This is a genomic window from Syntrophothermus lipocalidus DSM 12680 (assembly GCF_000092405.1).
GTDB classification, from domain to species: Bacteria; Bacillota; Syntrophomonadia; order Syntrophomonadales; family Syntrophothermaceae; genus Syntrophothermus; species Syntrophothermus lipocalidus.
On sequence record NC_014220.1, the window covers coordinates 818073 to 842691 of the forward strand.

At 49.6% G+C, this 24619-nt stretch carries 22 protein-coding genes; 21 read left to right on the forward strand and 1 reads right to left on the reverse strand.

Features of this window, described 5'->3' with window-relative positions:
• The first annotated feature begins 321 nt into the window (after positions 1-321).
• The 12 genes from mraZ to murA all read left to right on the forward strand — a co-directional run bounded on the left by mraZ (position 322) and on the right by murA (position 14728).
• A complete protein-coding gene (gene mraZ, locus SLIP_RS03875; protein WP_013174968.1) occupies positions 322-753 on the forward strand; it encodes a division/cell wall cluster transcriptional repressor MraZ in 432 nt (143 codons plus the stop codon).
• Between the two features lie 17 nt (positions 754-770).
• Positions 771-1694, forward strand: a complete 924-nt coding sequence (gene rsmH / locus SLIP_RS03880) for a 16S rRNA (cytosine(1402)-N(4))-methyltransferase RsmH (RefSeq protein ID WP_013174969.1) — start codon at positions 771-773, stop codon at positions 1692-1694.
• Positions 1695-1733: 39 nt separating this feature from the next.
• Entirely contained in the window at positions 1734-2234 is a 501-nt protein-coding gene (gene ftsL, locus SLIP_RS11980) for a cell division protein FtsL (RefSeq protein ID WP_013174970.1), read from the forward strand.
• 72 nt (positions 2235-2306) lie between these two features.
• Positions 2307-4418 (forward strand): stage V sporulation protein D, encoded by a 2112-nt coding sequence (locus SLIP_RS03890; RefSeq protein ID WP_013174971.1) that lies wholly within the window; start codon positions 2307-2309, stop codon positions 4416-4418.
• A gap of 61 nt (positions 4419-4479) precedes the next feature.
• Positions 4480-5961, forward strand: coding sequence for a UDP-N-acetylmuramoyl-L-alanyl-D-glutamate--2,6-diaminopimelate ligase (locus SLIP_RS03895; RefSeq protein WP_013174972.1), 1482 nt, complete (start codon positions 4480-4482; stop codon positions 5959-5961).
• Positions 5951-7330: a UDP-N-acetylmuramoyl-tripeptide--D-alanyl-D-alanine ligase gene (locus SLIP_RS03900; protein WP_013174973.1), complete on the forward strand. Its 1380-nt coding sequence runs from the start codon at positions 5951-5953 to the stop codon at positions 7328-7330. Before SLIP_RS03895 ends, SLIP_RS03900 begins: the two co-directional genes overlap by 11 nt.
• A 38-nt stretch (positions 7331-7368) precedes the next feature.
• On the forward strand, positions 7369-8343 hold the full coding sequence (gene mraY, locus SLIP_RS03905; RefSeq protein WP_013174974.1) for a phospho-N-acetylmuramoyl-pentapeptide-transferase: 975 nt from the start codon (positions 7369-7371) through the stop codon (positions 8341-8343).
• A 15-nt stretch (positions 8344-8358) separates the two neighbouring features.
• Positions 8359-9729: a UDP-N-acetylmuramoyl-L-alanine--D-glutamate ligase gene (gene murD, locus SLIP_RS03910; protein ID WP_013174975.1), complete on the forward strand. Its 1371-nt coding sequence runs from the start codon at positions 8359-8361 to the stop codon at positions 9727-9729.
• On the forward strand, positions 9726-10820 hold the full coding sequence (gene ftsW, locus SLIP_RS03915) for a putative lipid II flippase FtsW (RefSeq protein WP_013174976.1): 1095 nt from the start codon (positions 9726-9728) through the stop codon (positions 10818-10820). Before murD ends, ftsW begins: the two co-directional genes overlap by 4 nt.
• A 20-nt stretch (positions 10821-10840) precedes the next feature.
• Positions 10841-11935, forward strand: a complete 1095-nt coding sequence (gene murG, locus SLIP_RS03920; protein ID WP_242649144.1) for an undecaprenyldiphospho-muramoylpentapeptide beta-N-acetylglucosaminyltransferase — start codon at positions 10841-10843, stop codon at positions 11933-11935.
• Between the two features lie 132 nt (positions 11936-12067).
• Entirely contained in the window at positions 12068-13453 is a 1386-nt protein-coding gene (gene murC, locus SLIP_RS03925; protein ID WP_013174978.1) for a UDP-N-acetylmuramate--L-alanine ligase, read from the forward strand.
• Between the two features lie 21 nt (positions 13454-13474).
• Complete coding sequence (gene murA / locus SLIP_RS03930) at positions 13475-14728, forward strand: UDP-N-acetylglucosamine 1-carboxyvinyltransferase (RefSeq protein WP_013174979.1); 1254 nt, start codon at positions 13475-13477, stop codon at positions 14726-14728.
• Positions 14729-14799: 71 nt separating this feature from the next.
• Here murA and SLIP_RS03935 read toward each other — a convergent pair whose 3' ends face one another.
• Positions 14800-15213, reverse strand: coding sequence for an arsenate reductase ArsC (locus tag SLIP_RS03935; RefSeq protein ID WP_013174980.1), 414 nt, complete (start codon positions 15211-15213; stop codon positions 14800-14802).
• Positions 15214-15471: 258 nt separating this feature from the next.
• Here SLIP_RS03935 and SLIP_RS03940 point away from each other — a divergent pair, with 258 nt between their 5' ends.
• The 9 genes from SLIP_RS03940 to sigE all read left to right on the forward strand — a co-directional run bounded on the left by SLIP_RS03940 (position 15472) and on the right by sigE (position 24519).
• Positions 15472-15831, forward strand: a complete 360-nt coding sequence (locus SLIP_RS03940; RefSeq protein WP_013174981.1) for an ArsR/SmtB family transcription factor — start codon at positions 15472-15474, stop codon at positions 15829-15831.
• Between the two features lie 68 nt (positions 15832-15899).
• Entirely contained in the window at positions 15900-18278 is a 2379-nt protein-coding gene (locus tag SLIP_RS03945; protein ID WP_013174982.1) for a heavy metal translocating P-type ATPase, read from the forward strand.
• A gap of 101 nt (positions 18279-18379) precedes the next feature.
• Positions 18380-19114 carry a cell division protein FtsQ/DivIB gene (locus SLIP_RS03950; protein ID WP_013174983.1) on the forward strand — a complete coding sequence of 245 codons (735 nt, stop codon included), beginning with the start codon at positions 18380-18382 and terminating at the stop codon, positions 19112-19114.
• Between the two features lie 15 nt (positions 19115-19129).
• Positions 19130-19834, forward strand: a complete 705-nt coding sequence (locus SLIP_RS03955; protein WP_013174984.1) for a DUF881 domain-containing protein — start codon at positions 19130-19132, stop codon at positions 19832-19834.
• A gap of 19 nt (positions 19835-19853) precedes the next feature.
• On the forward strand, positions 19854-20189 hold the full coding sequence (locus SLIP_RS03960; RefSeq protein WP_013174985.1) for a small basic family protein: 336 nt from the start codon (positions 19854-19856) through the stop codon (positions 20187-20189).
• Between the two features lie 78 nt (positions 20190-20267).
• A complete protein-coding gene (ftsA, locus tag SLIP_RS03965; protein ID WP_013174986.1) occupies positions 20268-21509 on the forward strand; it encodes a cell division protein FtsA in 1242 nt (413 codons plus the stop codon).
• 14 nt (positions 21510-21523) lie between these two features.
• Positions 21524-22579 (forward strand): cell division protein FtsZ, encoded by a 1056-nt coding sequence (ftsZ, locus tag SLIP_RS03970; RefSeq protein ID WP_041433387.1) that lies wholly within the window; start codon positions 21524-21526, stop codon positions 22577-22579.
• 314 nt (positions 22580-22893) lie between these two features.
• On the forward strand, positions 22894-23772 hold the full coding sequence (locus SLIP_RS03975) for a sigma-E processing peptidase SpoIIGA (RefSeq protein WP_013174988.1): 879 nt from the start codon (positions 22894-22896) through the stop codon (positions 23770-23772).
• Positions 23773-23793: 21 nt separating this feature from the next.
• Positions 23794-24519: an RNA polymerase sporulation sigma factor SigE gene (gene sigE / locus SLIP_RS03980; RefSeq protein WP_013174989.1), complete on the forward strand. Its 726-nt coding sequence runs from the start codon at positions 23794-23796 to the stop codon at positions 24517-24519.
• Positions 24520-24619 lie beyond the last annotated feature (100 nt).

A 24619-nucleotide genomic window follows, 5' to 3' on the forward strand; every position in this document is an offset into this window, starting at 1 on the left:
GTTTGATACTTCCTACCTACTACAATTCTAATGAAAATTATATCTATTGGAGGATTGAACACGCAACAAATTTGTTTGCAAGGTCACGCGATTACTGAGCAGAAAAATGGTCATGGATAAATTAGCAAAATAGTCCTAGGAAACTAAGCGCAGCTGCCAAAAACCCGGTCTGGACAGGGATCTTAGGGGGAGGGAGGGCTTTAAGAAAATATGTGCTACTTTTCACAATGCAGGAGTCGCTTGCTTGTGTTAGAATAAGTGGAGTAAAGTGGAGTAAAGTGGAGCACATTCCCTGTAATCAAACGAGATGGGGCAGAACAAATGTTCTTGGGCGAATATCAACATTTCTTAGATACAAAAGGTCGCATGACCGTACCGGCCAAGTTCAGAGAAGGCTTAGGTGACACTTTTGTTGCGACCAAAGGGTTGGACAACTGCTTGTTTCTATATCCGTGGCCAGAATGGAGGACGTTAGAGCAGAAGCTGAGAAGTCTGCCGTTCACCCGTAAGGATGTGAGGGCTTTTGTTCGCTTTTTCTTTTCCGGAGCTGCGGAGTGCGAGGTGGACAAACAGGGAAGAACGGTCTTGCCGGTACCGCTGAGGGAGTATGCCCGTATCGAAAAGGAAATCGTTATCGTCGGAGTAGGGACCCGGGTTGAGGTTTGGGCCCGAGAACTGTGGGAAAACTACCTCCAGACAGCAGGAGAATCTTATGTTGAAATCGCAGAAAACCTTGATGAACTTGGATTCTAGGGGAAGGGTGAAACTTCATGCATGTTCCGGTGCTGTTGGAGGAAGCAGTGTCGATGCTTGCGCTACAACCTGATGGCGTTTACGTCGACTGTACAGTCGGTGGTGGTGGCCATCTCGCATGTCTGGTACAAAAACTGGGAGAGAAGGCCACTATTATCGGGATAGACAAGGATGCGAAGGCGTTGGAAGAGGCGAGAAAAAAGCTAGCTAACGTTTCTTCAAAGCTGATTTTGATTCACGGTGACTTCAGGCGCCTCCAAGTAATACTCAAGATGCACGGCATAAGCGAGATTCATGGCATCGTTCTTGATCTAGGTGTTTCGTCCTTTCAGCTGGATGATGCCAGTCGCGGTTTCAGCTACCAAGAAGAAGGCCCTCTCGATATGAGGATGAATACTGACCAGCAATTATCAGCCTGGCATCTGGTCAATGAATGGTCTGAAGAACGATTAGCCCTGATTATAAGGGAATTGGGTGAAGAACGATACGCTCGGCGTATTGCCCGAGAAATTGTCAGGGAGAGGCAACAGAGGCCTATAAACACCACCTTCGAGCTGGTCGAGGTGATAAAGAGGGCGGTCCCGGCCCAGGCCAAGAAGGATAAGCATCCGGCCCGTCGCACCTTTCAAGCTCTGCGCATAGCCGTGAATGAGGAATTGGAGGCACTCGAGGAGGTGTTGCCACAGGCGGTGGAGGTACTGGCCAGCGAAGGAAGAATAGCAGTTATTACTTTTCATTCGTTAGAGGATCGGATAGTCAAGACTTTTTTCAAGCGTGAGTCTTTGGGATGTCTTTGCCCTTCTGACCAACCGGTTTGTACCTGCAATCACCGGGCACGCTTGAAGATAGTAACCAAAAGGCCAATTACACCAACTGAAGCTGAGCTAGCGCGCAATCCTCGCAGCCGCAGCGCTAAGTTGAGGATAGCCGAAAAGATCTAGAAACCAATAGAAATCTACCGCGAATGGAGGTCGAATAAATTGCCCCAGGCCAATCATATAATGGTGCAAGGATACCCGGTCAGGGCCGGGGTGCCTGTGGTCACTAAAGTGAGGAGGATTACGAAACGACGGAACTTACAGAGTGTTCGCTTGATAGCTATAATCGCCGCCTTGTTCGGGTTGGGCTTGCTAGCGGTTTTCATCCGGTGTCAGCTAGCGGTTTTGGGGTATCAAATAGTTGAGTTAAAGCAGGAGATAGCTGACTTGGATCAACAAAACCGGCACTTGGAGTTACGAATTGCCGAATTGAGTTCGCCTTCGCGTATCGAGACGTTGGCAGTTACCAAGCTGGGCATGTGCAAACCGGACGAAGTTCAGGTGGTTGCTTTGAAGGAAGAAGTTCCGGTCGTTCCAGTCGAGAGCCTCAGCCGTCCGAAGACTGTCGGTCAGGCCAAAGAAAAGCCGCTGGAAAAACTGTACCGGGTAGTTGTAAAATTAGGGTCAAGTGCCAGCAAAAAGACGCTGGGGATGATAGACTAGAATACTGCCTGGGGCAAGGGAACTAGTCGTTCAAAGGGTGATATTTCTGGCGTTGACTGGGGGATGGAGTTCATGCAAACTACCAACCTCGCCATCAGGAAGCGTATTGTCACGCTTTTTTTATTCTTCATACTGGGATTTTTGGGACTGATGGGAAGGATGTTTTGGGTACAGATTGTCAGGGGCGCTGAACTGTCGGAGAAAGCACTCGAAAACCGCATGCGCGACGTTCCGGTGAAGGCCAAGCGAGGTGTAGTTTATGATCGCAATGGTCGGGAACTGGCGATATCAGTGAGTGCCGACTCCGTCTATGCTAATCCGGCCGAAGTACGCAAGTCGGGAAGGGCTGAAGAAATAGCCCATACTCTGGCTCAAATACTGGGGTTGGAAGAAGAAAACGTCTACCAGCGGATAACCAAGGTGTCAGGATTTGAGTGGATTAAACGCCAGGTAGACTTTAAGACTTCGGCCCAGCTAAAGAAACTGGATTTGCCTGGGATAGGATTAGTAGAGGAGAGCAGACGTTTTTATCCTAAAAAGAGCTTGGCTTGTCATGTTTTGGGAATAAGCAGCATAGACAACATAGGGTTAGAAGGCGTAGACCGGCAGTACAACGATATAATCGGCGGTATACCGGGGCGGATTGTCATAGAACATGACGCCGTAGGCCGGGAGATACCGGAGGCAACTCACAGGTATATTCCGCCTACAGACGGAGCCAGCGTGGTGTTGACCATAGATGAAACTATTCAGTACATAGTGGAACGGGAACTGGACAGGGTCTGGGAAGCCAGGAAACCGAAAGGGGCTATAGCTGTAGTCATGGACCCGAGAACCGGAGAGGTGCTGGCTATGGCCAACCGTCCCTGTTTCGACCCCAACGATTACAAGCAGTACCCAGAGGTTAATCGCCGCAATCTCGCCATATGGTATGCCTATGAACCAGGCTCCACTATGAAGATCGTGACGGCAGCCGCCGGGTTGGAAGAAGGGGTAGTGCGGCCTAACAGCCGGTTTTTCTGCCCAGGGTCCATCAAAGTGGGCAAGGAGACGATATCATGCTCACAGGGGCGCGCGCACGGCGCGCAGACATTTGTTGAAGTGGTCGAGCATTCTTGTAATGTGGGGTTCGTCAGTTTAGGATTAGAGTTAGGGCTTGACAAGTACTACCAGTATCTAAATGCTTTTGGCTTTGGCCAAAAAACAGGGATTGACCTACCAGGTGAAGCCAAAGGAATTCTGGTTCCGCGTACCCGTGCCAAACAAATCGATTTGGCCACCATGGCTATGGGGCAAGCCAATGCGGTTACCCCTATTCAGCTTTTAACGGCGGTTTCTACGGTTGCCAACGATGGGGTTATGATGAAACCACACTTGCTGAAAGAGGTGTTAGATGCCGATGGTAAGGTGGTAAAGAGAGTCGAACCGGAACCGGTTAGACAGGTTATATCTAAAGCCACGGCTCGGGAATTGGCCTTGATACTGGAGGGAGTTGTGCAAAACGGAACTGGCCAGAACGCTTATATTGAAGGGTACCGAGTGGCTGGCAAAACGGGAACTGCCCAGAAGATATCGCCTTCCGGAGGTTATCTCCCTAACGAATATGTAGCTTCTTTTGTAGGATTTGCTCCGGCTAACAACCCCAGGCTGGCCTGTATAGTTGTAATCGACGCTCCTCAGGGTTATCCTTATTATGGTGGTACAGTGGCTGCGCCGGTTTTCAGGGAGATCATGCGCGATTCATTGCGATACCTTGAAGTGCCTTTACAAGGTGTGCCTAAGGTTGAAAAAGGCGAGACGAAAGAAACGGTATCTGTCCCCGATGTCGTTAACCTAACCTTGGATGATGCCCTTACTATTATAAAGCGCCAGGGGCTCGAAGTGCAGGTGGAGGGCTCAGGGGACCTGATATGGAGCCAGGCTCCCCGGGCTTACTCGAAAGTCAAGAAGGGTACCAAGGTTATAGTTTATCTGTCAGAAGTGAATCAACAGGCAGGAGAAGAAGAGGTTACCGTTCCCGATTTACAGGGGAAATCCATGCGTGAGGTTGCCCGTATACTGGCGAAAATTGGCTTGCACATGGAACCGCAGGGCTACGGGTTGGCAGCGAAACAAAACCCAGCTCCGGGAGCCGTGGTTAAGTCGGGATCGGTTGTGGTGGTGGAGTTTGGGCCTGCACCTTGAACAGCGAGCTGCTGCAGGCAGAGACCAAATCAGGTATGAGGTAAGTCTTGAGGAGGCAGAGATGGCGAGATTGGAGAATCTTATCAGCGGACTCGAAGTTATAGAGACTTCGGGTGACCTGGATAAGGAAATCAAAGGGGTCCAATACGATTCTCGTAAAATTGAGCCAGGTTATCTTTTTGTTTGTATTCCGGGATTCAAGGTTGACGGGCATGACTACGTTCTCCCAGCGGTGGGAGCGGGAGCCATAGCCCTTCTTGTCGAAAAACCGGTCGCAGGAACACAAGGGGTGACTGTGGTGAGGGTTAAAGATACTCGCAAAGCCCTTCCTATAGTTGCTTCCAATTTTTATGGGGCTCCTTCACGGCAATTACGATTGATAGGGGTAACCGGGACTAACGGAAAGACGACCACCACTCATTTGATCACTTCGGTCTTAGAAGAGGCGGGGTATCAAGTGGGAATTTTAGGAACCCTTTATGCCCGCTGGAGGGGAAAGCAGGAAAGCATGGCCCATACTACCCCCGAGTCGGTCGATCTAGAACGATTTATACGCCGGGTGGTGGACGAAGGTGGCGACTACACGGTTATGGAGGTTTCTTCCCATGCCCTGGATTTGGGCAGGGTCGATTGTTTAGACTTTGACGCGGCGGTATTTACTAACCTTACTCAGGACCATCTTGATTACCATCGTACAATGGACGATTACAGGGAAGCAAAGCTAAAACTGTTTCGCAGACTGAAGAACAAAGACGGTCACTTTGCCGTCATAAACCGGGATGATCCTTCTTGGACTGTGTTCAGAGATGCTACTCCTAGCCGGGTTGTGACTTACGGAATTACGGACGAAGCCGCGGTTAGAGCCACCGAGGTTCGAGTCGAACCCGAGGGGTCTTGTTTTACTCTAAAATGGCCTGAAGGAGATCTGCGGTTAAGTCTCAACCTATCCGGTTGGTTCAACGTTTCCAATGCCTTGGCGGCAGCTGCCTTTGCTTTGAAAGAAGGCATTTCTCCCGAGGTTATAAAGCGGGGCCTAGAGAAGGTATCAGGAATCCCGGGAAGGTTCGAGACCGTTAAGTGTGGGCAAGACTTTACGGTCATTGTTGACTACGCTCATACTCCCGATGGACTGGAGAATATCCTTAAGACCGCCCGGGCTATCGCGAAGAAGCGGATCATCACAGTTTTTGGCTGCGGAGGGGACAGAGACAGAGGCAAGCGGCCGCTTATGGGGAAAATAGCTGCGGAGTGCAGCGATTTTAGTATAATAACTTCGGATAACCCTCGTAGCGAGGACCCCTTGGCTATAATCGAAGACATAGTTACAGGAGTTAAGAAGGTTCCTAACAGCAGATACACCGTAATAGCCGATCGTAGGGTGGCCATAGGTCAGGCTATCAATATGGCCCAGGCGGAAGACATGGTTATCATAGCGGGGAAAGGGCACGAGACCTACCAGTTGTTAAAAGATGAGGTACTGCCGTTTGATGACCGGGAAGTTGCGAAGGAGTTCATAAAGGAGCGTCTTCAAAGTGTACAGTAGACTCTTGGATATTGCGCGGGCAATTGAAGGTAACATCATACAAGGCAGGCCCGATATAGAAATAACAGGCGTGAGCCTCAATTCGCGCCGCTCGGGCCACGGAGATGTCTTTTTTGCTTTAAAAGGGGATAGACATGACGGGCATGATTTCGTCCCGGAGGCCTTAAGGAACGGAGCATTAGCTGCTGTTGTCAGCCGTCCAGTGTCTTTGCCTCAGGGCCTGGGAGAGAGAGGGCTCATATTGGTTAGGGATGTGAAAAAGGCCTTGCAGATGCTAGCTCGTTGGCACCGGCAAAGGTTCAAGCTACACCTGGTTGGGGTTACTGGAAGTGTCGGTAAAACCACGACTAAAGATCTGACCGCTACCTGTTTGGAAGCGAGGTTTCAGACCCTTAAAACGGAAGGAAATTATAACAACGAAATCGGGGTTCCGCTTACCCTGCTGAGATTGGACCACAGGTATGAAGCTTGTGTGGTAGAGATGGCCATGCGTAACCTGGGTGAGATAGAAGAGTTAGCATCGATAGCTTTGCCGACGTGCGGCATCATTGTTAACGTAGAACCGGTACATTTGGAAAATCTGGGGAGCATGGAAAGAATAGCTCAGGCCAAGTGCGAGTTATTTAAGTATGTGGACGAGCGGGGATTCGTTGCCATTAATGGTGACAATCCTCTACTGGTTGAAGCGGCTGAAAAGTATGCGGTCAAAAAGGTTCGCTTTGGGTGGGGTGCAAACTGTGATGACCGCCTGCTGGATGTGAATTCTTCCAGCGAGGAGACCAGGATAAAAGCGAGCCTCGCCGGGCAGGCGGCAGAGTTTTGTCTGCCTTTCCCAGGTTCGCATCTTGCTTATAATGTCATTGCAGCAGCAGGGGTTGCCGTGCGCCTAGGGGTAGACCTGGCGGATATCCAGTCTAAAATACGTTCTTTTTCCCCTTCCAGCCGGAGGTTGAACATCAAAACTGGGCTGGGAGGTATTACCATCATCGACGATTGCTACAACGCTAACCCAGTATCGATGAAAGCGGGGTTGGAAGTGTTATCGGATGTTGCAGCCGGCCGCTATAGAGTTGCTGTGCTGGGTGATATGTATGAATTGGGCAGTTATGAGGTACAGGGGCACCGAGAGGTTGGCTACAAAGCGGCTGAGCTTGGTGTAGAGCGTTTGGTAACCGTTGGGGAGTTGGCCAGGCATATTGGGGAGGCGGCGAAAGAAGCCGGTTTGGACAAGGAGAGGATACTGCATTTTTCTGATAAAGAACTGGCAATCGCTTATTTGAAGTCAGACTTGCCGGCGGAGGCTGTAGTATTGATCAAGGCTTCCCGGGGTATGCACATGGAAGACATAGTACAAGAGTTAGAGGTTTGAGCAATTTAAGCGATTGGAGCAGGGCGGAGGTTTTGTCGGTGCATGGGATTGTGACAGACACGGTGGTAGCTGCCGGGATATCGATCCTTATCTGTGTGGTGATGGGACCCTTTGTCATCCCGCTTCTGCGCAGACTCAGAGCTGGACAGAGTATCAGGGATGACGGGCCTAAACGTCATTTGGCTAAAGCCGGTACCCCTACTATGGGGGGCATTATGATGATCACGGCAGTCTTATTCGCTTCCCTTATCCTGGCAGGGAATAGTCTTGAGGTGCTGGCTTGTGTGCTGGTTACAGTGGCTTTTGGAGCCGTGGGATTCTGGGACGATTACATTAAAGTGGTGCTGAAAAGATCCCTCGGTTTAAGGGCGCGAGAAAAACTTGGCCTGCAACTGCTCATTAGCTTGATATTCGGATTCATACTGGTTGTGGTCCTGGGAAGAGGAACCGAGGTGGCAGTTCCTTTTACCGGCTTCGGTGTTGAGCTGGGACCTTTTTATATGGTACTGCTAGTTTTGGTATTAATCAGCACTGCCAATGCCGTAAACCTCACCGACGGGTTAGATGGATTAGCGGCCGGAGTAACCTTTTTTGTGGCTTTGGGGTATGTGGTAATAAGTATTGCAACTTCTCATTTCAGCCTGGCCGTTTTTTCGGGTGCTCTAGCCGGGGCCTGTCTCGGATTTCTGATCTTTAACCATTATCCTGCTCGTGTGTTCATGGGTGACACTGGGTCAATGGCCTTGGGAGGGGCGGTTGCCGCTCTAGCTGCTATTACTAAGTCTGAGATAGCCCTTCTGGTCATCGGGGGGCTATATGTACTGGAAGCCTTGAGTGTTATAGTTCAGGTGCTATCTTTTCAGCTGACTGGCCGGCGTGTCTTTTTAATGGCTCCTTTGCACCACCATTTTGAGCTCAAGGGTTGGTCGGAGGCAAAAGTGGTTTTGGTTTTTTGGACAGTATCGCTTGCTTTTGTGGTGCTGGGACTACTAGGTTTTAGAAACCTGGGGTAGGGGTGACTTTGTACGATGAAAATCAGGGGTAAAAAGTTTATTGTAATAGGTTTGGCTAAAAGCGGGGTAGCTGTTGCCCGGACGCTGGCCCGAAGAGGAGGAAGGGTTACGGTTTATGATCAGAAGGCAGAAGAGCAGCTAGGAAAAGCTTTGGCAGAGCTGGCGGAATTCGACGTGAAAAAGGTGCTAGGAGAAGAACTGACGATTAAGCCAGGGGAGTATGACTTGGCGGTGGTTAGTCCCGGGGTATCCATGGACGCGGAAGTGGTACGGAGGGTGATTGAAGCGGGTACTCCGGTCATAGGAGAGATCGAGCTGGCTTACCATTTGAAAAACGATGCAGTAGAAATAGTAGCAATAACCGGGACCAACGGAAAAACGACTACTACAGCTTTTGTAGCAGAGATACTCGACAAATCTGGTGTCAATACCGCTGCATGTGGTAACATCGGGGTTCCGTTGATATCGGTTATTGACGAGATAGAGCATGGGGTAGTCTCGGTAGAGGTTTCGAGCTTCCAGTTGGAGACGATCAGGGAGTTTCACCCTCGAGTAGCGGCTGTACTAAACATAACCCCCGATCATCTCGACCGTCACGGTACTATGGAACAATACGTGGAAGCCAAAGCCAAGATTTTGAGCAATCAGGGTCCGGACGATTTTTCGGTGTTGAACTACGAAGATGCCTGGGTTAGGAGACTGAAAACTGAAGCCAAGTCTCAAGTCATCTTTTTCTCTACAGCCCGGAGGTTGCCTCGCGGGGTTTATGTGGAAGATGGTAAAATAAAGGCCCGGTTGTACGATGATGAGGTAGTTATCTGTCCGAGGGAGAATGTTGCCCTACGCGGGGAGCACAACCTTGAAAACGTGCTGTGCGCTGTCGGGATAGCCATAGCTCTGGGTGTTAAACCAGATACTATCGCGGACACTTTGCGTAGTTTCAAGGGAGTGAGGCACCGGCTGGAAGAAGTCAGGCGAGTCAATGGTGTGCTCTATGTAAACGACTCAAAAGGTACTAACCCAGAATCGACCATTAAGGCCCTGCAGGCGTTTCAGGAACCGGTGATCCTTATTGCCGGAGGAAGAAACAAAGGGGCGGATTTCACTGTCTTGTCCCGGGTGATAAAGGATAAAGTCAGGCACCTGGTGTTGGTGGGTGAAGCCAGTCTTCTAATCAGGGAAAAAGTACTGGAACAGGGATTTCAGCATATAGATGTGGCGAAAAGCTTCGAAGAGGCTGTTTATAGAGCAAAAGAATTGGCCCGGCCCGGGGACGTAGTCTTACTATCTCCAGCCTGTGCGAGCTGGGACATGTTCAACAGTTTCGAAGAGCGAGGAGATCTGTTTTGCCAACTGGTAAATTCCCTGGAGGAGGAACGGGTTTGAGAAGGAAACAAGGGCCTCCAGACTTTGTTCTTTTCATAACCACGCTGATGCTGATAGCTATAGGCGTAATAATGGTCTTTAGCTCCAGTTCGGTTACCGCCAACGTGCGCTATCACGATCCCTATTATTTTTTTAAACGCCAGGTTTTATGGGTGGCAATTGCTTTGCCGGTCATGTGGGTAGTCACCAAGATAAACTATTCGCGGCTAAAGGACTTAGCAGTTCCAGCCCTAATAGTGGCGTTGGTATGTTTGATACTGGTTCTGTTCACTCCTTCGGTAAAGGGCTCGACCCGCTGGTTGGGCGTAGGGTTCTTGAGGTTTAACCCGTCTGAGATGGCCAAACTGTGCCTGGTGCTGTTTCTAGCCTCAAGCCTTAGCCAAAATACGGAGAGATTGTCTTCTCTAACCCGAGGTATTTTCCCTTATGTGCTATTTATCGGAGTCATTTGCTTGTTAGTTATGATGCAACCCGATTTAGGCACCACTTTTATCATCCTGGTTACCGCTTTGACCATGCTGGCCATGGCCGGGGCCCGGATGACTCATATGGGTCTATTAGGGATGGCCGGAGCCGTTTTGGTGGCAGTTGCTATTTTTTTCGAGAGCTACCGGCTCAAGCGGTTTCTTGCCTTCCTTGATCCCTGGAAGGATCCGAGTGGCTCCGGTTTTCAGACCATCCAATCCTTGTACGCTCTGGGCTCTGGGGGTTTGTTCGGGATGGGGCTGGGGCGCAGCCGCCAAAAATTCTTTTACCTGCCGGAACAGCACACGGATTTCATTTTCGCTATACTGGGGGAGGAATTGGGTTTTCTCGGAACCAGTCTGGTTTTAATGTTGTTCCTGTTGCTGGCCTGGAGAGGTTATAGAATTGCCTTGAACGCTCCAGATAATTTCGGGGCACTGCTGGCAGCCGGCATAACCACCATGATTGTGTTTCAAGCGGCGGTGAATATAGGAGTGGTTTCAGGAGTCCTACCGGTGACAGGAATACCACTACCTTTTATTAGTTATGGCGGATCATCTTTGCTTTTTATTCTAATAGGGGTAGGACTTTTATTGAACATCTCTCGTTACGCCGGTTACCGTTGAGTGAGGTGAGTGAATTGAAGATGGTGATAGCAGGGGGGGGAACCGGAGGACATCTATACCCGGCTCTGGCGATCGCCAGAGGGGTGAAAGCGAAGGTTCCCTCTATTAATGTGCTCTTCATAGGCACTAAGAAAGGGTTGGAGAGCAGGATTATCCCGCAAACCGAATTCCGGTTACAAACCATAGATATAGAGGGATTGAATCGGAACTCAATGCTTAAAGCGGTTCGTTCCTTACTAAAGGTCCCGCAAGGATTCTGGCAAGCCTGGACGATTCTCAGGGATTTTGCACCGGACGTGGTGGTAGGAACTGGGGGATACGTGTCTTACCCGGTTGTGATGGCAGCGAATCTTATGGGTATTAAGACGGTTATTCACGAGCAAAACGCTTTTCCCGGCTTGGCCAACAGGCTGTTAGCCAAGAGAGCTGACTGGGTCTTGCTGAGTTTTGAAGAGGCTAGAAAGTACTTGCAGGCCAGAAGGGTGGTAGTAACCGGGCTCCCGGTTCGCAGCGAAATCATGGAAACCACCAAGAAACAAGGACTTGAGCAGTTCGGTTTTTCGCCCTCAGTCTTTACTTTGGTGGCGTTTGGAGGCAGCTTGGGGGCGGCAAGCATCAATTCAGCCATGTTACAGGTGGTTGAACGATATATAATGGAAAAAGTACAAATATTATGGATAACTGGCGAAAACGGGTATCAGAATATAAAAGACAACATAGCTCCTGCAGTGTGGGAAAGCGCGACCTTGAGGCTGAGACTTCTTCCTTATTTGCAGCAAATGGAGTACGCTTTGGCTGCTGCTGATTTGGCTGTTTGCCGGGCCGGTGCCGCTACCCTATCTGAGCTTGCAGTGGTAGGCTTACCGGCGATACTGGTTCCCTACCCGTATTCTGCTGAAAATCACCAGGAAAAAAATGCTCGAAGCCTTGCAGCTAGAGGAGCAGCCGAGGTGATAATTGACGAGTTTCTGGACGGAGATGTACTGTTTAAGAAGATAGAAGAATTGAGAAATAATCCGGTAAGATTAAAAGAAATGTCTGCCAAGATGAAAGCGCAAGGCAAACCAGAAGCTCTCGCCCAGATAGTTGATATAGTTGTTAGTTGCTTGCATTGACTATTTATTGTGGATTTTGCGAGGACAAGTTTACTGTAACCATTTCTATTAGTTTCGCATACTATACATTGAAAATCACATTGAAAATCTAGCAGAATAGGTTAATCCGTATCTTGAAGGAGATGAAACGAAGTGACCGTCACAGGGAAACGGATTCATATGGTAGGCATAGGTGGGGCAGGGATGAGCGGTATTGCCGTAGTTTTGCACGAGATGGGAGCCTGTGTATCCGGATCAGACCTGCGCAAAAGTGAAGTGACCAAAATCTTAGAGGAAAGAGGCATAAAGGTATATACAGGGCATGCCGAGGGTTTTCTTTCGCCGAAAACGGAGCTGGTAGTGGTGTCTTCCGCTATACCGCCTGATAACCCCGAGATTCAGGCTGCCAAACGGTTGGGCATTCCTGTCATCAAAAGGGGTGAGATGCTGGCGTTACTCTCGAATAAATACCGAGGAATAGCCATAGCAGGAGCCCACGGTAAGACCACGACTACTTCCATGATCTCGTTGGTGCTCGAAGACAACGGTTTGGATCCGACTTTTATCATCGGAGGCCAGATGCAGCGAAGCCTTGTCAACGCTAAATTGGGGCGGGGAGAGTTGTTCGTGGCTGAGGCCGACGAAAGTGACGCTTCGTTTCTTCGCCTTCACCCTCACGTCGCCGTCGTGACTAATGTTGAGGATGATCACCTGGATTATTACCAATCAGAGGAAAACATTCGGTCCGCTTTCCAACAGTTTGTAAACCAGGTTTTACCTGAAGGGTTTGCAGTTTTGTTTTCGGGAGACAGATTTCTGGCAGGGCTCAAACAGAAAAGCCGGGCTCGTCTCGTCTATTATGGATTTGACGACAACAGTGATTATTTCTGCCGCGAAATCAGAGCTTGTGGTATCGGTTCGGCTTTCAAAGCCTATTGCCGGGGGCAGATGCTGGGAGACGTGTATCTCAAGGTACCAGGGATTCACAATGTGCTTAATGCCATGGCTGCTATCGCCGTAGGATGTGAGGTGGGGGTTAATTTCGAAGGGATAACGAGGGCCTTGGGGGGTTTTTTGGGGGCCAAGAGACGTTTCGAGGTTGTAGGCAAACTTAACGGAATAACCGTAATCGATGATTACGCCCACCACCCTACCGAGATAAAGGCTACGATTCTTGCGGCTCGTCAGTTTCATAGAAGCCGCCTTATTGTTATCTTTCAACCTCACCGGTATACCAGGACAAAATTGCTGGGTCACCAATTCGGTCCGGCGTTTCAAGGGTCAGATATGGTGATCATCACTGACGTTTACGGGGCGGGAGAAGTACCTATTCCTGGAGTTACCGGTGAACTTATCTACAAGTCAGCAGTGGCTGAGGGATGCAATGCGGTGTACATCCCGGCGAAAAACGAGGTAGTCGACTATGTGGCCAAGCAGTTGAAGTCAGATGATTTGGTAATTACCATGGGCGCGGGGGATATCTGGCAGACTGGAGTTAAGCTGGTGCAGGAATTGAGTCAACTGATCCCGCAAGCATGAGCTTAGCGGAGGTGCAGTCGATTGGCCAGGATTGTGGTCAAGGGAGGGAAAGGCTTAAAAGGGAGTGTTACTGTAAGCGGGTCCAAGAATTCAACTCTTCCGATAATGGCAGCTTGTTTACTTAGCACCGATGAGTGTGTCCTCCATAACGTGCCTAGTTTAGAAGATGTCCGGGTAATGGAAGAGGTTTTAAAGAAACTAGGGGCTAAGGTGAAACGAGAAAACGATAGTCTAATTATTAATCCGCGTTCAGTAGATTGTTGCGAACTGCCTGAGGCTTTGACCCGCAAGATGAGGGCTTCCAATCTAGTGATGGGGGCGTTGTTAGGAAGGTTTCGAAAGGCTAAGGTTTCCTATCCCGGGGGGTGCGCGATAGGAAGCCGGCCTATGGATTTGCACATAAAGGGCTTTAGGTTGCTGGGATGTGAAGTGAACGAAGATAGGGGGTATATAGAAGCTGAGGCGACTTGCCTGAAAGGAAGGGAAGTGCTGCTCGATTTTCCCAGCGTTGGGGCGACGGAGAACATCATGATGGCTGCGGTTGGGGCTGAAGGCACCACCATTATACGTAACGCTGCTAGGGAACCGGAGATAGTGGACCTGCAGAGTTTTCTCAACCGAATGGGAGCTAAGATTCGCGGGGCAGGGCTTGACACCATTCGCATAGAAGGTGGGGGCAGCCTAGGAGGAGTTGAATACGATGTGATTCCTGACCGGATCGAAGCTGGCACATTCATGGTAGCAGCTGCCATAACTAATGGCGATGTTCTCATCGACAATGTGGTGGTAGAGCACGTAGAACCGGTACTAGCCAAATTGATGGAATCAGGAGTAAATGTAATTCGGTGCAACGGTGGGATAAGAGTGCGAGGAGGGCACAAACTAAGGCCGGTCGATATCAAGACCCTTCCTTTTCCTGGGTTCCCGACCGACATGCAACCGCAGATGATGGCGCTGTTGGCAACAGTGGAAGGGACCAGCGTTATAGTTGAGACTGTTTTTGAAAATCGGTTTATGCACGTGGACGAATTGAGAAGAATGGGGGCAGATATACGGGTAGAAGGCAGGGTAGCCGTTGTGCAAGGAAAGAAAAAACTGACCGGCGCTAGGGTGGAAGCTACAGACCTGAGGGCTGGCGCAGCTCTGGTGTTGGCAGGGTTAGCTGCTGAAGGGGAGACTATAGTAGAAAAACCTTTTCACATCGACCGGGGTTACGAGAACCTAGAGAAAAAACTGAGGAGTTTGGGGGCTGACATAAACAGGGATGAAGGGTAGCAGCAAAAGGGTCGAATCCCTCCCCCAAACAGTTTCTGATTCGTCGCTTGCTGTACAGGTTCTTGAGCTGTTTACTGCCCAAACTGTTCTTTGAGCCAGCTTTGTATTTCATCTCTAATCTGCCGGAATACCGCCATGACTTCTTCCTTGGTGCCTTTAGCTGCGGCCGGATCTCGGAAAGCCCGGTGAATCACATTCTTACCTGGAAAGAAAGGACAGTTTTTTCGAGCGTTGTCACACACAGTAACTACGTAATCGAAATCCTGGCCCATGAACTCATCCACGCTTTTTGATCGGTGGCTGGACATGTCTACCCCCAACTCCTGCATAGCCCTGATGGCATAGGGATTAACAACCCCGGGGTTGGTTCCAGCGCTGAAGACATCAAAACGATCCCCATACATGTGGCGCATTAGAGCTTCGGCCATCTGAGAACGGGCTGAGTTTTGGGTACACAGGAACAAGACCTTTGGTTTGCTTCTCAAAACTAAGTAACCTCCCTTTTGAGAAATTGCGTGTGGCGTGCCTTCCGATCCACGGTATCAAGGTTTCTTAGGGCGTCAAACTAACCTTGCTATGGTATTCTCCAAGAAGACAAGCTTTCCTTCTTCATGTAATTCTTAGATTCCTTATTGACAAATAGTAAAAGCGGGGCTAAGGTGTAATTGTAATATGAATAATTGTTCATATGAACATAACAAAAAAGGACGAAGGGTTTCGGGGCCAATCAGAGGGAGGACAGGGTGGTGCGAGAATCAATAGAGTTTTGCGAATGCGATTGTATTCATGAAGACACGGTAAGGAAAGTACGGAGCGAGATGATAACCGAGGAGGTAAGCCACGCGCTAGCAGAAGTCTTCAGGGCTTTGGGAGATCCCACGAGGGTCAAATTGCTTTACGCGCTGTCAAGAAGGGAATTGTGTGTGTGCGATTTGGCGGCGGTGATCGGCGCGTCCGAGTCCGCTGTTTCTCATCAACTGAGGCTTCTGCGCACCCAGAAGCTGGTCCGGTTTCGCCGGGAGGGAAAAGTAGTCTATTACTCGCTGGCAGACAAACATGTGGAAAAGCTTTTCCAGCAAGGGTTGGAACACGTCACCGAGTGAATTCGTTCTCGATGCCATGATGAGACGCCGAAGTAGCGCTAAGTATCTTTAGAACGGAGGACAGGCTCATGGACAAAGCTGTAACAATTCCAGATGCTGCGTTTTCGGCCGACATCTATGTCAGGGGAATAGACTGCCCTGATTGTGCGGCCAGGGTAGAGCAGGCAGTTAAAGGGTTACCCGGGGTAATTAACGCCAAGGTGCTGGTGAGGTCCAGCAAGCTGGCTTTTCTGTATGACCCGGCTCTGATCGAGGTTGAACAGGTAGTCTCCAAAGTGAGTGAATTGGGATACACAACAACAAAGGCGGAGGGGTGTTCAAACACCGGTGCTTTAGCCGAGGGTATTACCAGCACTATTCGAATTTTCGGCCTCGATTGCGGGGATTGTGCTGCCAAGCTGGAAACGGGTCTGAGGCGAATTCCCGGTGTAAAACGAGCTGTTGTTAACCTTGCTCTTTCCAAGGTTGAGGTTGACCACAGCGGACCGTTGCCGGAAATCCTAAAGACCATTGAAGCTATGGGTTACACGGCAAAGCTAGAAGATAGACGCCTTAAGTCAGGGTTTGACGGGCAAAACACTGCCACTAGCAAGTATGCGTTGCCAACGGTTTTATCCGGAACTATGGTAGCGATAGGATTATTTTTCGGTCTTCTCGGTCTGCCCGATTCGATAGTAAGTGCTGCTTATTTGGTCGCCATCTTGTTTGGGGGATATTTACCTGCCCGAAACGGTTGGGCGATCATCAGGAGTGCCAGAGAACTTGACATGAACGTATTAGTAGTGATTGCCGTCGCGGGAGCGGTCGCTATAGGGCGCCTGGAAGAGGCGGCAGCGGTGGTATTCTTGTTCTCGCTCGGTAACACTTTACAGGGTTACACTTTCGAAAGGACCAGGAGTTCAATCAGAGCCTTGATGGAACTCGCACCCGACGAGGCAGTCGTTCGGCGGGACGGGCGTGAGGAGGTACTGTCAGTGCAGGATATCCGGATTGGAGATGTAGTAATAGTGCGCCCGGGTGAGCGTGTGCCCGTAGATGGCAGGATATTGGAGGGAACTACTTTTGTCAACCAAGCTGCCATAACCGGAGAGTCGGTGCCGGTGGAAAAGAAACCCGGTGATGAGGTCTTAGCAGGAAGTATTAACGGAATGGGGGCTCTTGAGGTTGAGGTCACCAGAGCTGCCCAGGACAACACGGTATCGAGGATCATCCGTTTGGTAGAACAAGCGCAGACCCAGCGGGCTCCTTCACAGCAAACAGTAGATAGGTTTGCCCGCTACTATACTCCAATCGTCATAACAGCAGCAATCCTGGTTGCAATAGTTCCCCCTTTGGGATTACACCAGCCTTTTAACAAGTGGCTGTATGAGGCTTTGGCCATGTTGCTGGTCGCTTGTCCTTGTGCCCTTGTCATCTCGACTCCGGTTGCTGTAGTGGCGGCGTTGGGGAATGCGGCCAGAAACGGGGTCTTGATAAAGGGTGGAGGTTACCTAGAAGAGGCCGGAACTCTTTCTGTTGTTGCCTTTGACAAGACCGGCACCTTGACGGTGGGAGAACCGAGAGTAACTGATGTGGTTCCGCTAACGGCCACAGCTCAGGAAGTAATCCAGGTTGCAGCTGCTATTGAAGCGCGGTCGGAGCATCCTTTAGGCGAGGCCATAACGAAATACGCCAAGGACGCAGGAATTGACGCGCCTGCCGTTAGCGGGTTTAGATCCGTTCCAGGGCGGGGAGCACAGGGAAACATAGGTGATAAGCGGTACCACATCGGGAGTGAACGCTTCATTGCCGAACTTGGGATTAGCCTTGCGGCAGCCCGAAAAGACATTGCAAGGTTGCAGTCGTGTGGCAAAACGGTAATAATTGTGGGAGATGATAAGAGAGTCCTCGGGCTTATTGCGACAGCGGATACCTTGCGCGAACACAGCCGCGCGGCAGTCAGTAAACTGAAACAGCTAGGGATAAGGAAAACGGTGATGCTAACCGGGGACAACGAATCTACGGCAAGCGCTGTTGGTCGCGAGGTAGGGATTGACGAATTTAGAGCGGACTTGTTACCCGAGGGGAAACTGGACGTTATCAGAGACCTTTTGGCCAAATATGGTAAAGTGGCGATGGTAGGCGATGGGGTGAACGATGCTCCGGCCATGGCGGCGTCGACAGTGGGCATCGCAATGGGCGCGGCAGGAACCGATGCTGCTTTAGAAACGGCCGATATTGCCTTAATGGCCGATGATCTCTTAAAGTTACCCTATACGGTGAAGCTGAGCCGAAAAGCCGTGAGTATCATTCGGCAAAATATAGCATTTTCCTTATTATTAAAAGGGATCATCTTGTTGCTGGTAATACCGGGATGGTTGACCATGTGGCTGGCGGTGGCTGGAGATACGGGGACATCGTTGTTGGTGACTCTTAACAGCATGAGGTTACTGCGGGCCCGAGACTAAGACTAAGGCGTTGTTTGTTCGCAAGCAACCGCGGATCATTATCTGTTCTTATCGTTTATGCCACTGTAGATTTTTGTTATAATTCAGATGGGGTGTGAGCGATGTCCCTTCGAAAATTGGTGGTAAAGAGAGCTATGAGCATCTCTTTGTTTTTGTTTTTGGCTTTAGTCGCCTTTTATTCCCTGATCCACAGCTCTCTTTTTTCGGTTAAGGAGGTGGCCGTTACAGGGAACAAGGTGGTGATGGCAGGGGAAATCAAGGCTTTATCAGGAATAGTAGCTGACACCAATATTTTTCAGATTGACCCGGCTCGAGCTGAGCAAGCGGTTAAGATACATCCCCTGATCAAAGACGCGAAAGTGGTCCGTCATCTTCCTAATCGCATAGAGATCAAGGTTGTGGAGCGCAAACCGTGGGCGGTCGTGCCCGCAGGCGAGACCTTTTGGATCATCGATGATTGTGGGGTATTTATCGACCGAACAGAATCGATTCAGACCGTGTCATGCCCAGTAATTACAATGGAAGGAATTCCCCCCAAAATCAGTATTGGACAAAGATTGAATGAAGATGCGATAGGTGCAGTTCGGGATATTGTAAATAACCTCTCTGAGCTTCAGCTAAGCCAGATATCTGAGTTTCACTGCAGGAAAGACAATCAGGTTTACATTTATACTCTTCGCGGTACGGAGATTCGATTTGGCCACACCGATCGGCTGTCGGAAAAGGTAAGGATGATAGATCAAGTGCTGGAGATGGAACAAGAGTTGAGCCCCGGTGAGGCCTTAGCTTACGTGGATCTTCGCTTTAAGGGACAGCCAGTCGCGAAGTACAGGTAGTGGGGGCGAGTAGTATTGAAAAAGGAATCAATTGCTTCGATTGCCTTGGTTTGCATCATCCTGGGGTTTATGCTGGCTGTTCAGTTTAAGACTACGGCCGCTAATCCGAACAATATCTCCACGGCGAGAGCCCAGGACCTCACAGAACAACTGGAGAAGATTACAAAAGAAAGAGACGCGTTAGCCGACGAACTGGCTTCCTTAAGAGAAAAATTGGCGCAAACCAACAAACGAGACCAGGCTATCAATGCGCTCACCGAGGAGCTGACGAGGGCGAATGTTTTAGCCGGATTGGTGCCGGTAAAAGGCCCAGGGATAATCGTAACCTTGACTGACAGTTCTCAGCCGTTGCAGCCTACGGATAATCCTAACCTATATCTGGTCCATGATGAGGATCTGTTGCGGCTAGTCAATGAGCTCAGAGCCGGCGGGGCTGAGGCTATAGCGGTCAACGACCAGCGTTTGGTAAGTAACTCAGAAATAAGGTGCGCGGGACCGACGATTTTGGTGAACACTACAAAAATTGCTCCTCCTTTTGTGATCAAGGCTATTGGCGATCCCCAACTGCTAGAAAGTTCCATACGAATGAAAGGCGGGTGGCTGGAAACATTGGAGACGTGGGGGATAAAGAGCCAGGTTAAGGTCATGCAAACCATAGAGATACCGGCCTACAAAGGTCCGCTCGATTTCCAGTATGCAGTACCCCAGACCAAATCATGATGCAAAGGCGGAATAAACGATGTGGGTGTTGATACTGTTTTGCCTGTTGTTCGGGATATTTATAGGGCTACAGATGCCGGTTTTTATACCCTTTCTTTATGCAAAGTATATGTCTATTGCCATCTTAGCCGCCCTTGACTCTGTCTTCGGAGGCATAAGGGCTTACATGGAGGATGTTTTCGACAACATCGTTTTTGTGAGTGGATTTTTTATCAACATCCTGCTGGCCGCAGGGTTGGCGTACCTGGGGGATCGTTTGGGGGTAGAGCTGTATCTGGCAGCGGTTGTAGCATTTGGCGTAAGGATATTCCAGAATCTGGCTATTATTCGTCGATATCTCCTTAAAAAATGGTGATAAAAAGTTTCACCAAAAAAAGGAAAATCTTATTCTGTGTGGTAATAATGACTTAGTCATGTTTTGGTGGAGGTTTTCATGGCTAAGAAATCCTACCGGAAGATATTAGTCGGATTGGATGTGGGCACTACCAAAGTAGCCGGGGCCGCCGGCCAGGTTTCTTATGACGGGGCTGTTGATGTTTTAGGGATATGCGAGGTTCCTTCGTTTGGTTTGCGCAGGGGGAATGTTATAGACATAGACAGCACATCGAGGGCTATAGACCGTTGCCTCAATGATCTGGAAAGGATGTGTGGCATAAATATCGCCAGTGCACGCGTGGGGTTTTCTGGAGCCAATATTGCTACAATTCCTAACCGGGCGGTAGTGGCTGTAGGTCATCCTGGCAACGAGATTGTGCAGGAAGACGTTGAACGCGTGGTTCATGCTGCTAAGATGATTGCTATTCCGCCTGATCGTTCAATAATTCATTTGTTACCGCGACAATTCATTGTTGACGGTTACGAGGGTGTAACGGATGCGGTGGGTATGGCCGGGAGCAGGCTGGAGGTAGAAGCTGTTCTGGTGACGGCAGCGACCACCGCAGTCCAGAACCTTATGAAAGCCGTGGGACGCGCCGGTTTGAAGGTAAAAGAACTGACCCTGAACACGCTCTTGGCAGCCGAGTCAGTTCTTTCCCCCGCAGAGAAGGAAATGGGCGTTGTCTTGGTGGATATCGGCGGGGGTACCATGGATATTTCGATCTACGAACAAGGAGGATTGGTTTTCAGCTCGATCATCCCGGTGGGAGGAGAGCATATAACCAGGGATCTGGCAGTTGGATTGAGGACTAATCTCGAGGAAGCGAACCGTATTAAGGAACAGCACGGATGCAGCAGTGTGGATGCAGCAAGAGAAGACGTAATAATAGAGGTATCTAATATTAACGGGCAAGCAAGTCGACAGGTATCAGAGAAGTTTGTTGCTTCCATAATTCAGCCAAGGATAGAAGAGATGTTGGAGATAGTACAGGGGGAACTATTCCGCGCAGGGGTAATAGGGGTTCCTCCTGGAGGAATAGTTTTAACTGGGGGAACTTCTAATCTAAGAGGAATTACTAGGTCGGTCGAAGAATACTTACATATCCCAGCTAGGGTTGGTTTGCCAGAAAACACGAGATTTATCAACGGAGAGTTTAAGCAGGGACAATATGCTGCTGTTTTAGGTGCTCTGTTGTATGATTTGAAGAATTCTGCTTCTGACGTAAACCTGGATGAGGAGTTGTTGTTGGGAAGCTGGCTGGGTAGAGTTATTCTGTGGTTCAAAGATCTGTTCAGATAGGAGGTTCACGAGTGGTGCTGGAATTGGATGTGGAGATTCAACAATACGCCGATATCAAAGTTATCGGGATCGGCGGGGGAGGCAACAACGCTATAAACAGAATGATCGAAGCCGGGCTGAAAGGGGTTGAGTTCATTGCGATAAACACCGATGCCCAGGCTTTATACCTGTCCAAGGCGGAAAAGAAGATTCAAATTGGAGAGAAGTTGACCAAGGGATTAGGAGCAGGAGCGAACCCTGAGATAGGCAAAAAAGCAGCAGAAGAAAGCGCCGACGAAATCAAGAAGGCTTTGCAGGGGGCAGACATGGTGTTTGTAACCGCAGGAATGGGTGGAGGTACTGGCACCGGAGGGGCTCCAGTCGTGGCTCAGCTGGCCAAGGAAGCAGGAGCCTTAACTGTAGGGGTAGTAACCAGGCCGTTTCAGTTCGAAGGACGCAAGCGGGGCGGGCAAGCAGAAAAGGGCATTGCAGAGTTGAAAAGCAAGGTAGACAGTCTCATAACTATACCAAATGATCGCCTTCTCCAGGTTATCGATAAACATACTTCTATCAATGAAGCTTTCAGGATTGCCGACGATATTTTACGGCAAGGGGTTCAGGGCATATCCGACCTGATTGCGGTTCCTGGTCTCATCAACTGTGATTTTGCAGATGTCAAGACCATCATGATGGAAACCGGTTCGGCCCTAATGGGAATTGGTATTGCCAGGGGAGAGAACCGGGCAGCGGAGGCAGCCAGGGCAGCCATATCTAGCCCTTTATTAGAAACATCGATTGAAGGGGCAAAAGGGGTTCTTTTCAACATCACCGGGGATTCGAACTTGACGCTGTTCGAAGTCAACGAGGCAGCGGAAATCATAGCTCAAGCGGCCGACCCGGAAGCCAACATAATTTTTGGAGCGGTAGTGGATGACAGCCTCCAGGATGAAGTAAGGGTGACGGTTATAGCCACGGGTTTTGATACGGAACGGAACGTGAACAGAGGGGCTATCGGGGGATACGAACATCCAAGATCCTTTGGCACTCCTCCGGATCTCGACATTCCGACCTTCCTGCGGCGAAAAGGTTAGGAGCGATAGGGGACCTGACCGGTATAGACAGACCTTCGTGAAAACCAGCGGTGTCATATGTAGAAGATAGGAGTACTTGCATAGAAGGCTTTAATATAGAAGCAAGGAACCCCTTGTTACTATTTGTTGTAACAAGGGGTTTTTATCGTGCGGGGATAATCGGCAAATACCATATAATGACATATTGCCATAAGCATCTATAGTATAATTTTCCTGGTATTAGTGAGGTCTTTATCCAGGCATATGTTCATAGTTATTTAATGATTAGGTACCCGGACTAAGGTTCGTCTTGAACCGGTTAGAGGTGCTTTTCGATGATGGTGGGCAGGTGCGTATACGCCGACTTGACCTTTTTGATAAATGTCGTAATGGACTTTGTTATCTTGTGGAGTACGGCTAAACTGGTCGGTTTACCAGTGAACTACCGGCGGCTTATGACTGCTGCTGTTTTTGGGGGAATATATGCCGTAGGGTACCTCTTTCCCGAACTTGGCCCTTGGTACCAGTTACCAGTTAAGGGGATAGCATCTTCGTTGCTAGTGATTTTCGCTTTCTGCCCATCTAACTGGAAGGAGTTCTGGAGGGCCTTTGCCTGCTTCTATGGGGTCAGCTTTGCTGTTGCCGGGGCAGTCATGGGTTCGTCTTATTTTATTGGAAGCAGTTTATCGGGGTTCCAATTTTCGTACGCGTGGCTGGCGGTGGGGATTCTGTGTGCTTTTACCCTGGGAAGGGCAGGGGAGAAATATTTTCTGGAAAAGTTTATACCGCGTCTGGTGTGTCTCCCGGTGAAGGTATCTTTCGACCAATTTGTCTGTAAAGGAGATGGGTTCCTGGATACGGGCAACAACCTTTGTGACCCACTGACAGGCAGGCCGGTCATCGTAATGGAATACAGCCTGTTGCGTTCGTGCTTGCCCGAGGACGTGAAACAGGCCTTGGACCGAGTGGCTAAGGGCGAGGACTTTTTGCGGGCTATGCCGGGAACTGTTTGGGCTAACCGATTACGGCTTATACCATTCACTTCTATCGGCAAGAAGCACGGGCTATTGCCGGGGCTGCGTTGTGATAACGTGGTGATAGATACCGGTTTGCGGCCTATTTACCAGCAGAACATTGTGGTAGGAATACACTGGGACAAGTTAAGCCCGGACAACAAATTTCAGATGCTCCTTCCATCCAAAATCCTGCAATAGGAAAAGGGGGTAAACGGGTTGATGCGGAATTTGCTCGGCCGATTACTTGGTATCTTGAGAGTGTGGACGGCGAAGGTTATAGCGAGGAGACTTGCCGGGTACGTCTATTATGTAGGCAGCACCGAAATCTTGCCCCCACCTTTGAGCTCGGAAGAGGAAAGCACCCTGTTGCAGAGGTTAGAACAAGGTGATAACGGTGTCAAGAGTACTCTGATCGAACATAACCTGCGTTTGGTAGTTTACATAGCAAAAAAGTTTGAGAATACCGGTATAAATATCGAGGACCTGGTTTCTATAGGAACCATAGGCTTGATTAAGGCAGTGAATACTTTCGAACCCCGAAAGAACATCAAATTGGCCACTTATGCTTCCCGTTGTATAGAAAACGAGATTCTGATGTACCTGCGGCGCAACCTGAAGACCAGGGCTGAGGTTTCACTGGATGAACCGCTGAACGTGGACTGGGACGGAAACGAACTCTTGCTCTCAGACGTGCTGGGAACAGATGGTGATATGATATACAAGACCATAGAAGAGGAGGTTGAGAAGAAGCTCTTGTCTCAGGCCATACTCAGGCTCCCTCCCCGAGAAAAGAGAATTATCCAGTTGCGCTTTGGTTTAGAGGACGGTTACGAAAAGACCCAAAAAGAAGTGGCGGACATCTTGGGGATTTCGCAGTCATATATCTCTCGACTGGAAAAACGTATCTTAAAACGTCTTCGCCGCGAAATTCGAAAAATAGAGTAAATCGTAACAAGATAAGCGCGACTCAAAGAGGGCTTGAGAGGTTCAAGCCTTTTTTGTTTCTTCGAATTCGAGAATAAACAGCGAAACAAAAGCAAATAAT

Coding starts and splice junctions, on each gene's coding strand:
- mraZ (WP_013174968.1), top strand. CDS start 322: ATGTTCTTGGGCGAATATCAACATTTCTTAGATACAAAAGGTCGCATG.
- rsmH (WP_013174969.1), top strand. CDS start 771: ATGCATGTTCCGGTGCTGTTGGAGGAAGCAGTGTCGATGCTTGCGCTA.
- SLIP_RS03890 (WP_013174971.1), top strand. CDS start 2,307: ATGCAAACTACCAACCTCGCCATCAGGAAGCGTATTGTCACGCTTTTT.
- SLIP_RS03895 (WP_013174972.1), top strand. CDS start 4,480: ATGGCGAGATTGGAGAATCTTATCAGCGGACTCGAAGTTATAGAGACT.
- murD (WP_013174975.1), top strand. CDS start 8,359: ATGAAAATCAGGGGTAAAAAGTTTATTGTAATAGGTTTGGCTAAAAGC.
- murG (WP_242649144.1), top strand. CDS start 10,841: ATGGTGATAGCAGGGGGGGGAACCGGAGGACATCTATACCCGGCTCTG.
- SLIP_RS03945 (WP_013174982.1), top strand. CDS start 15,900: ATGGACAAAGCTGTAACAATTCCAGATGCTGCGTTTTCGGCCGACATC.
- SLIP_RS03950 (WP_013174983.1), top strand. CDS start 18,380: ATGTCCCTTCGAAAATTGGTGGTAAAGAGAGCTATGAGCATCTCTTTG.
- SLIP_RS03960 (WP_013174985.1), top strand. CDS start 19,854: ATGTGGGTGTTGATACTGTTTTGCCTGTTGTTCGGGATATTTATAGGG.
- ftsA (WP_013174986.1), top strand. CDS start 20,268: ATGGCTAAGAAATCCTACCGGAAGATATTAGTCGGATTGGATGTGGGC.
- SLIP_RS03975 (WP_013174988.1), top strand. CDS start 22,894: ATGATGGTGGGCAGGTGCGTATACGCCGACTTGACCTTTTTGATAAAT.
- sigE (WP_013174989.1), top strand. CDS start 23,794: ATGCGGAATTTGCTCGGCCGATTACTTGGTATCTTGAGAGTGTGGACG.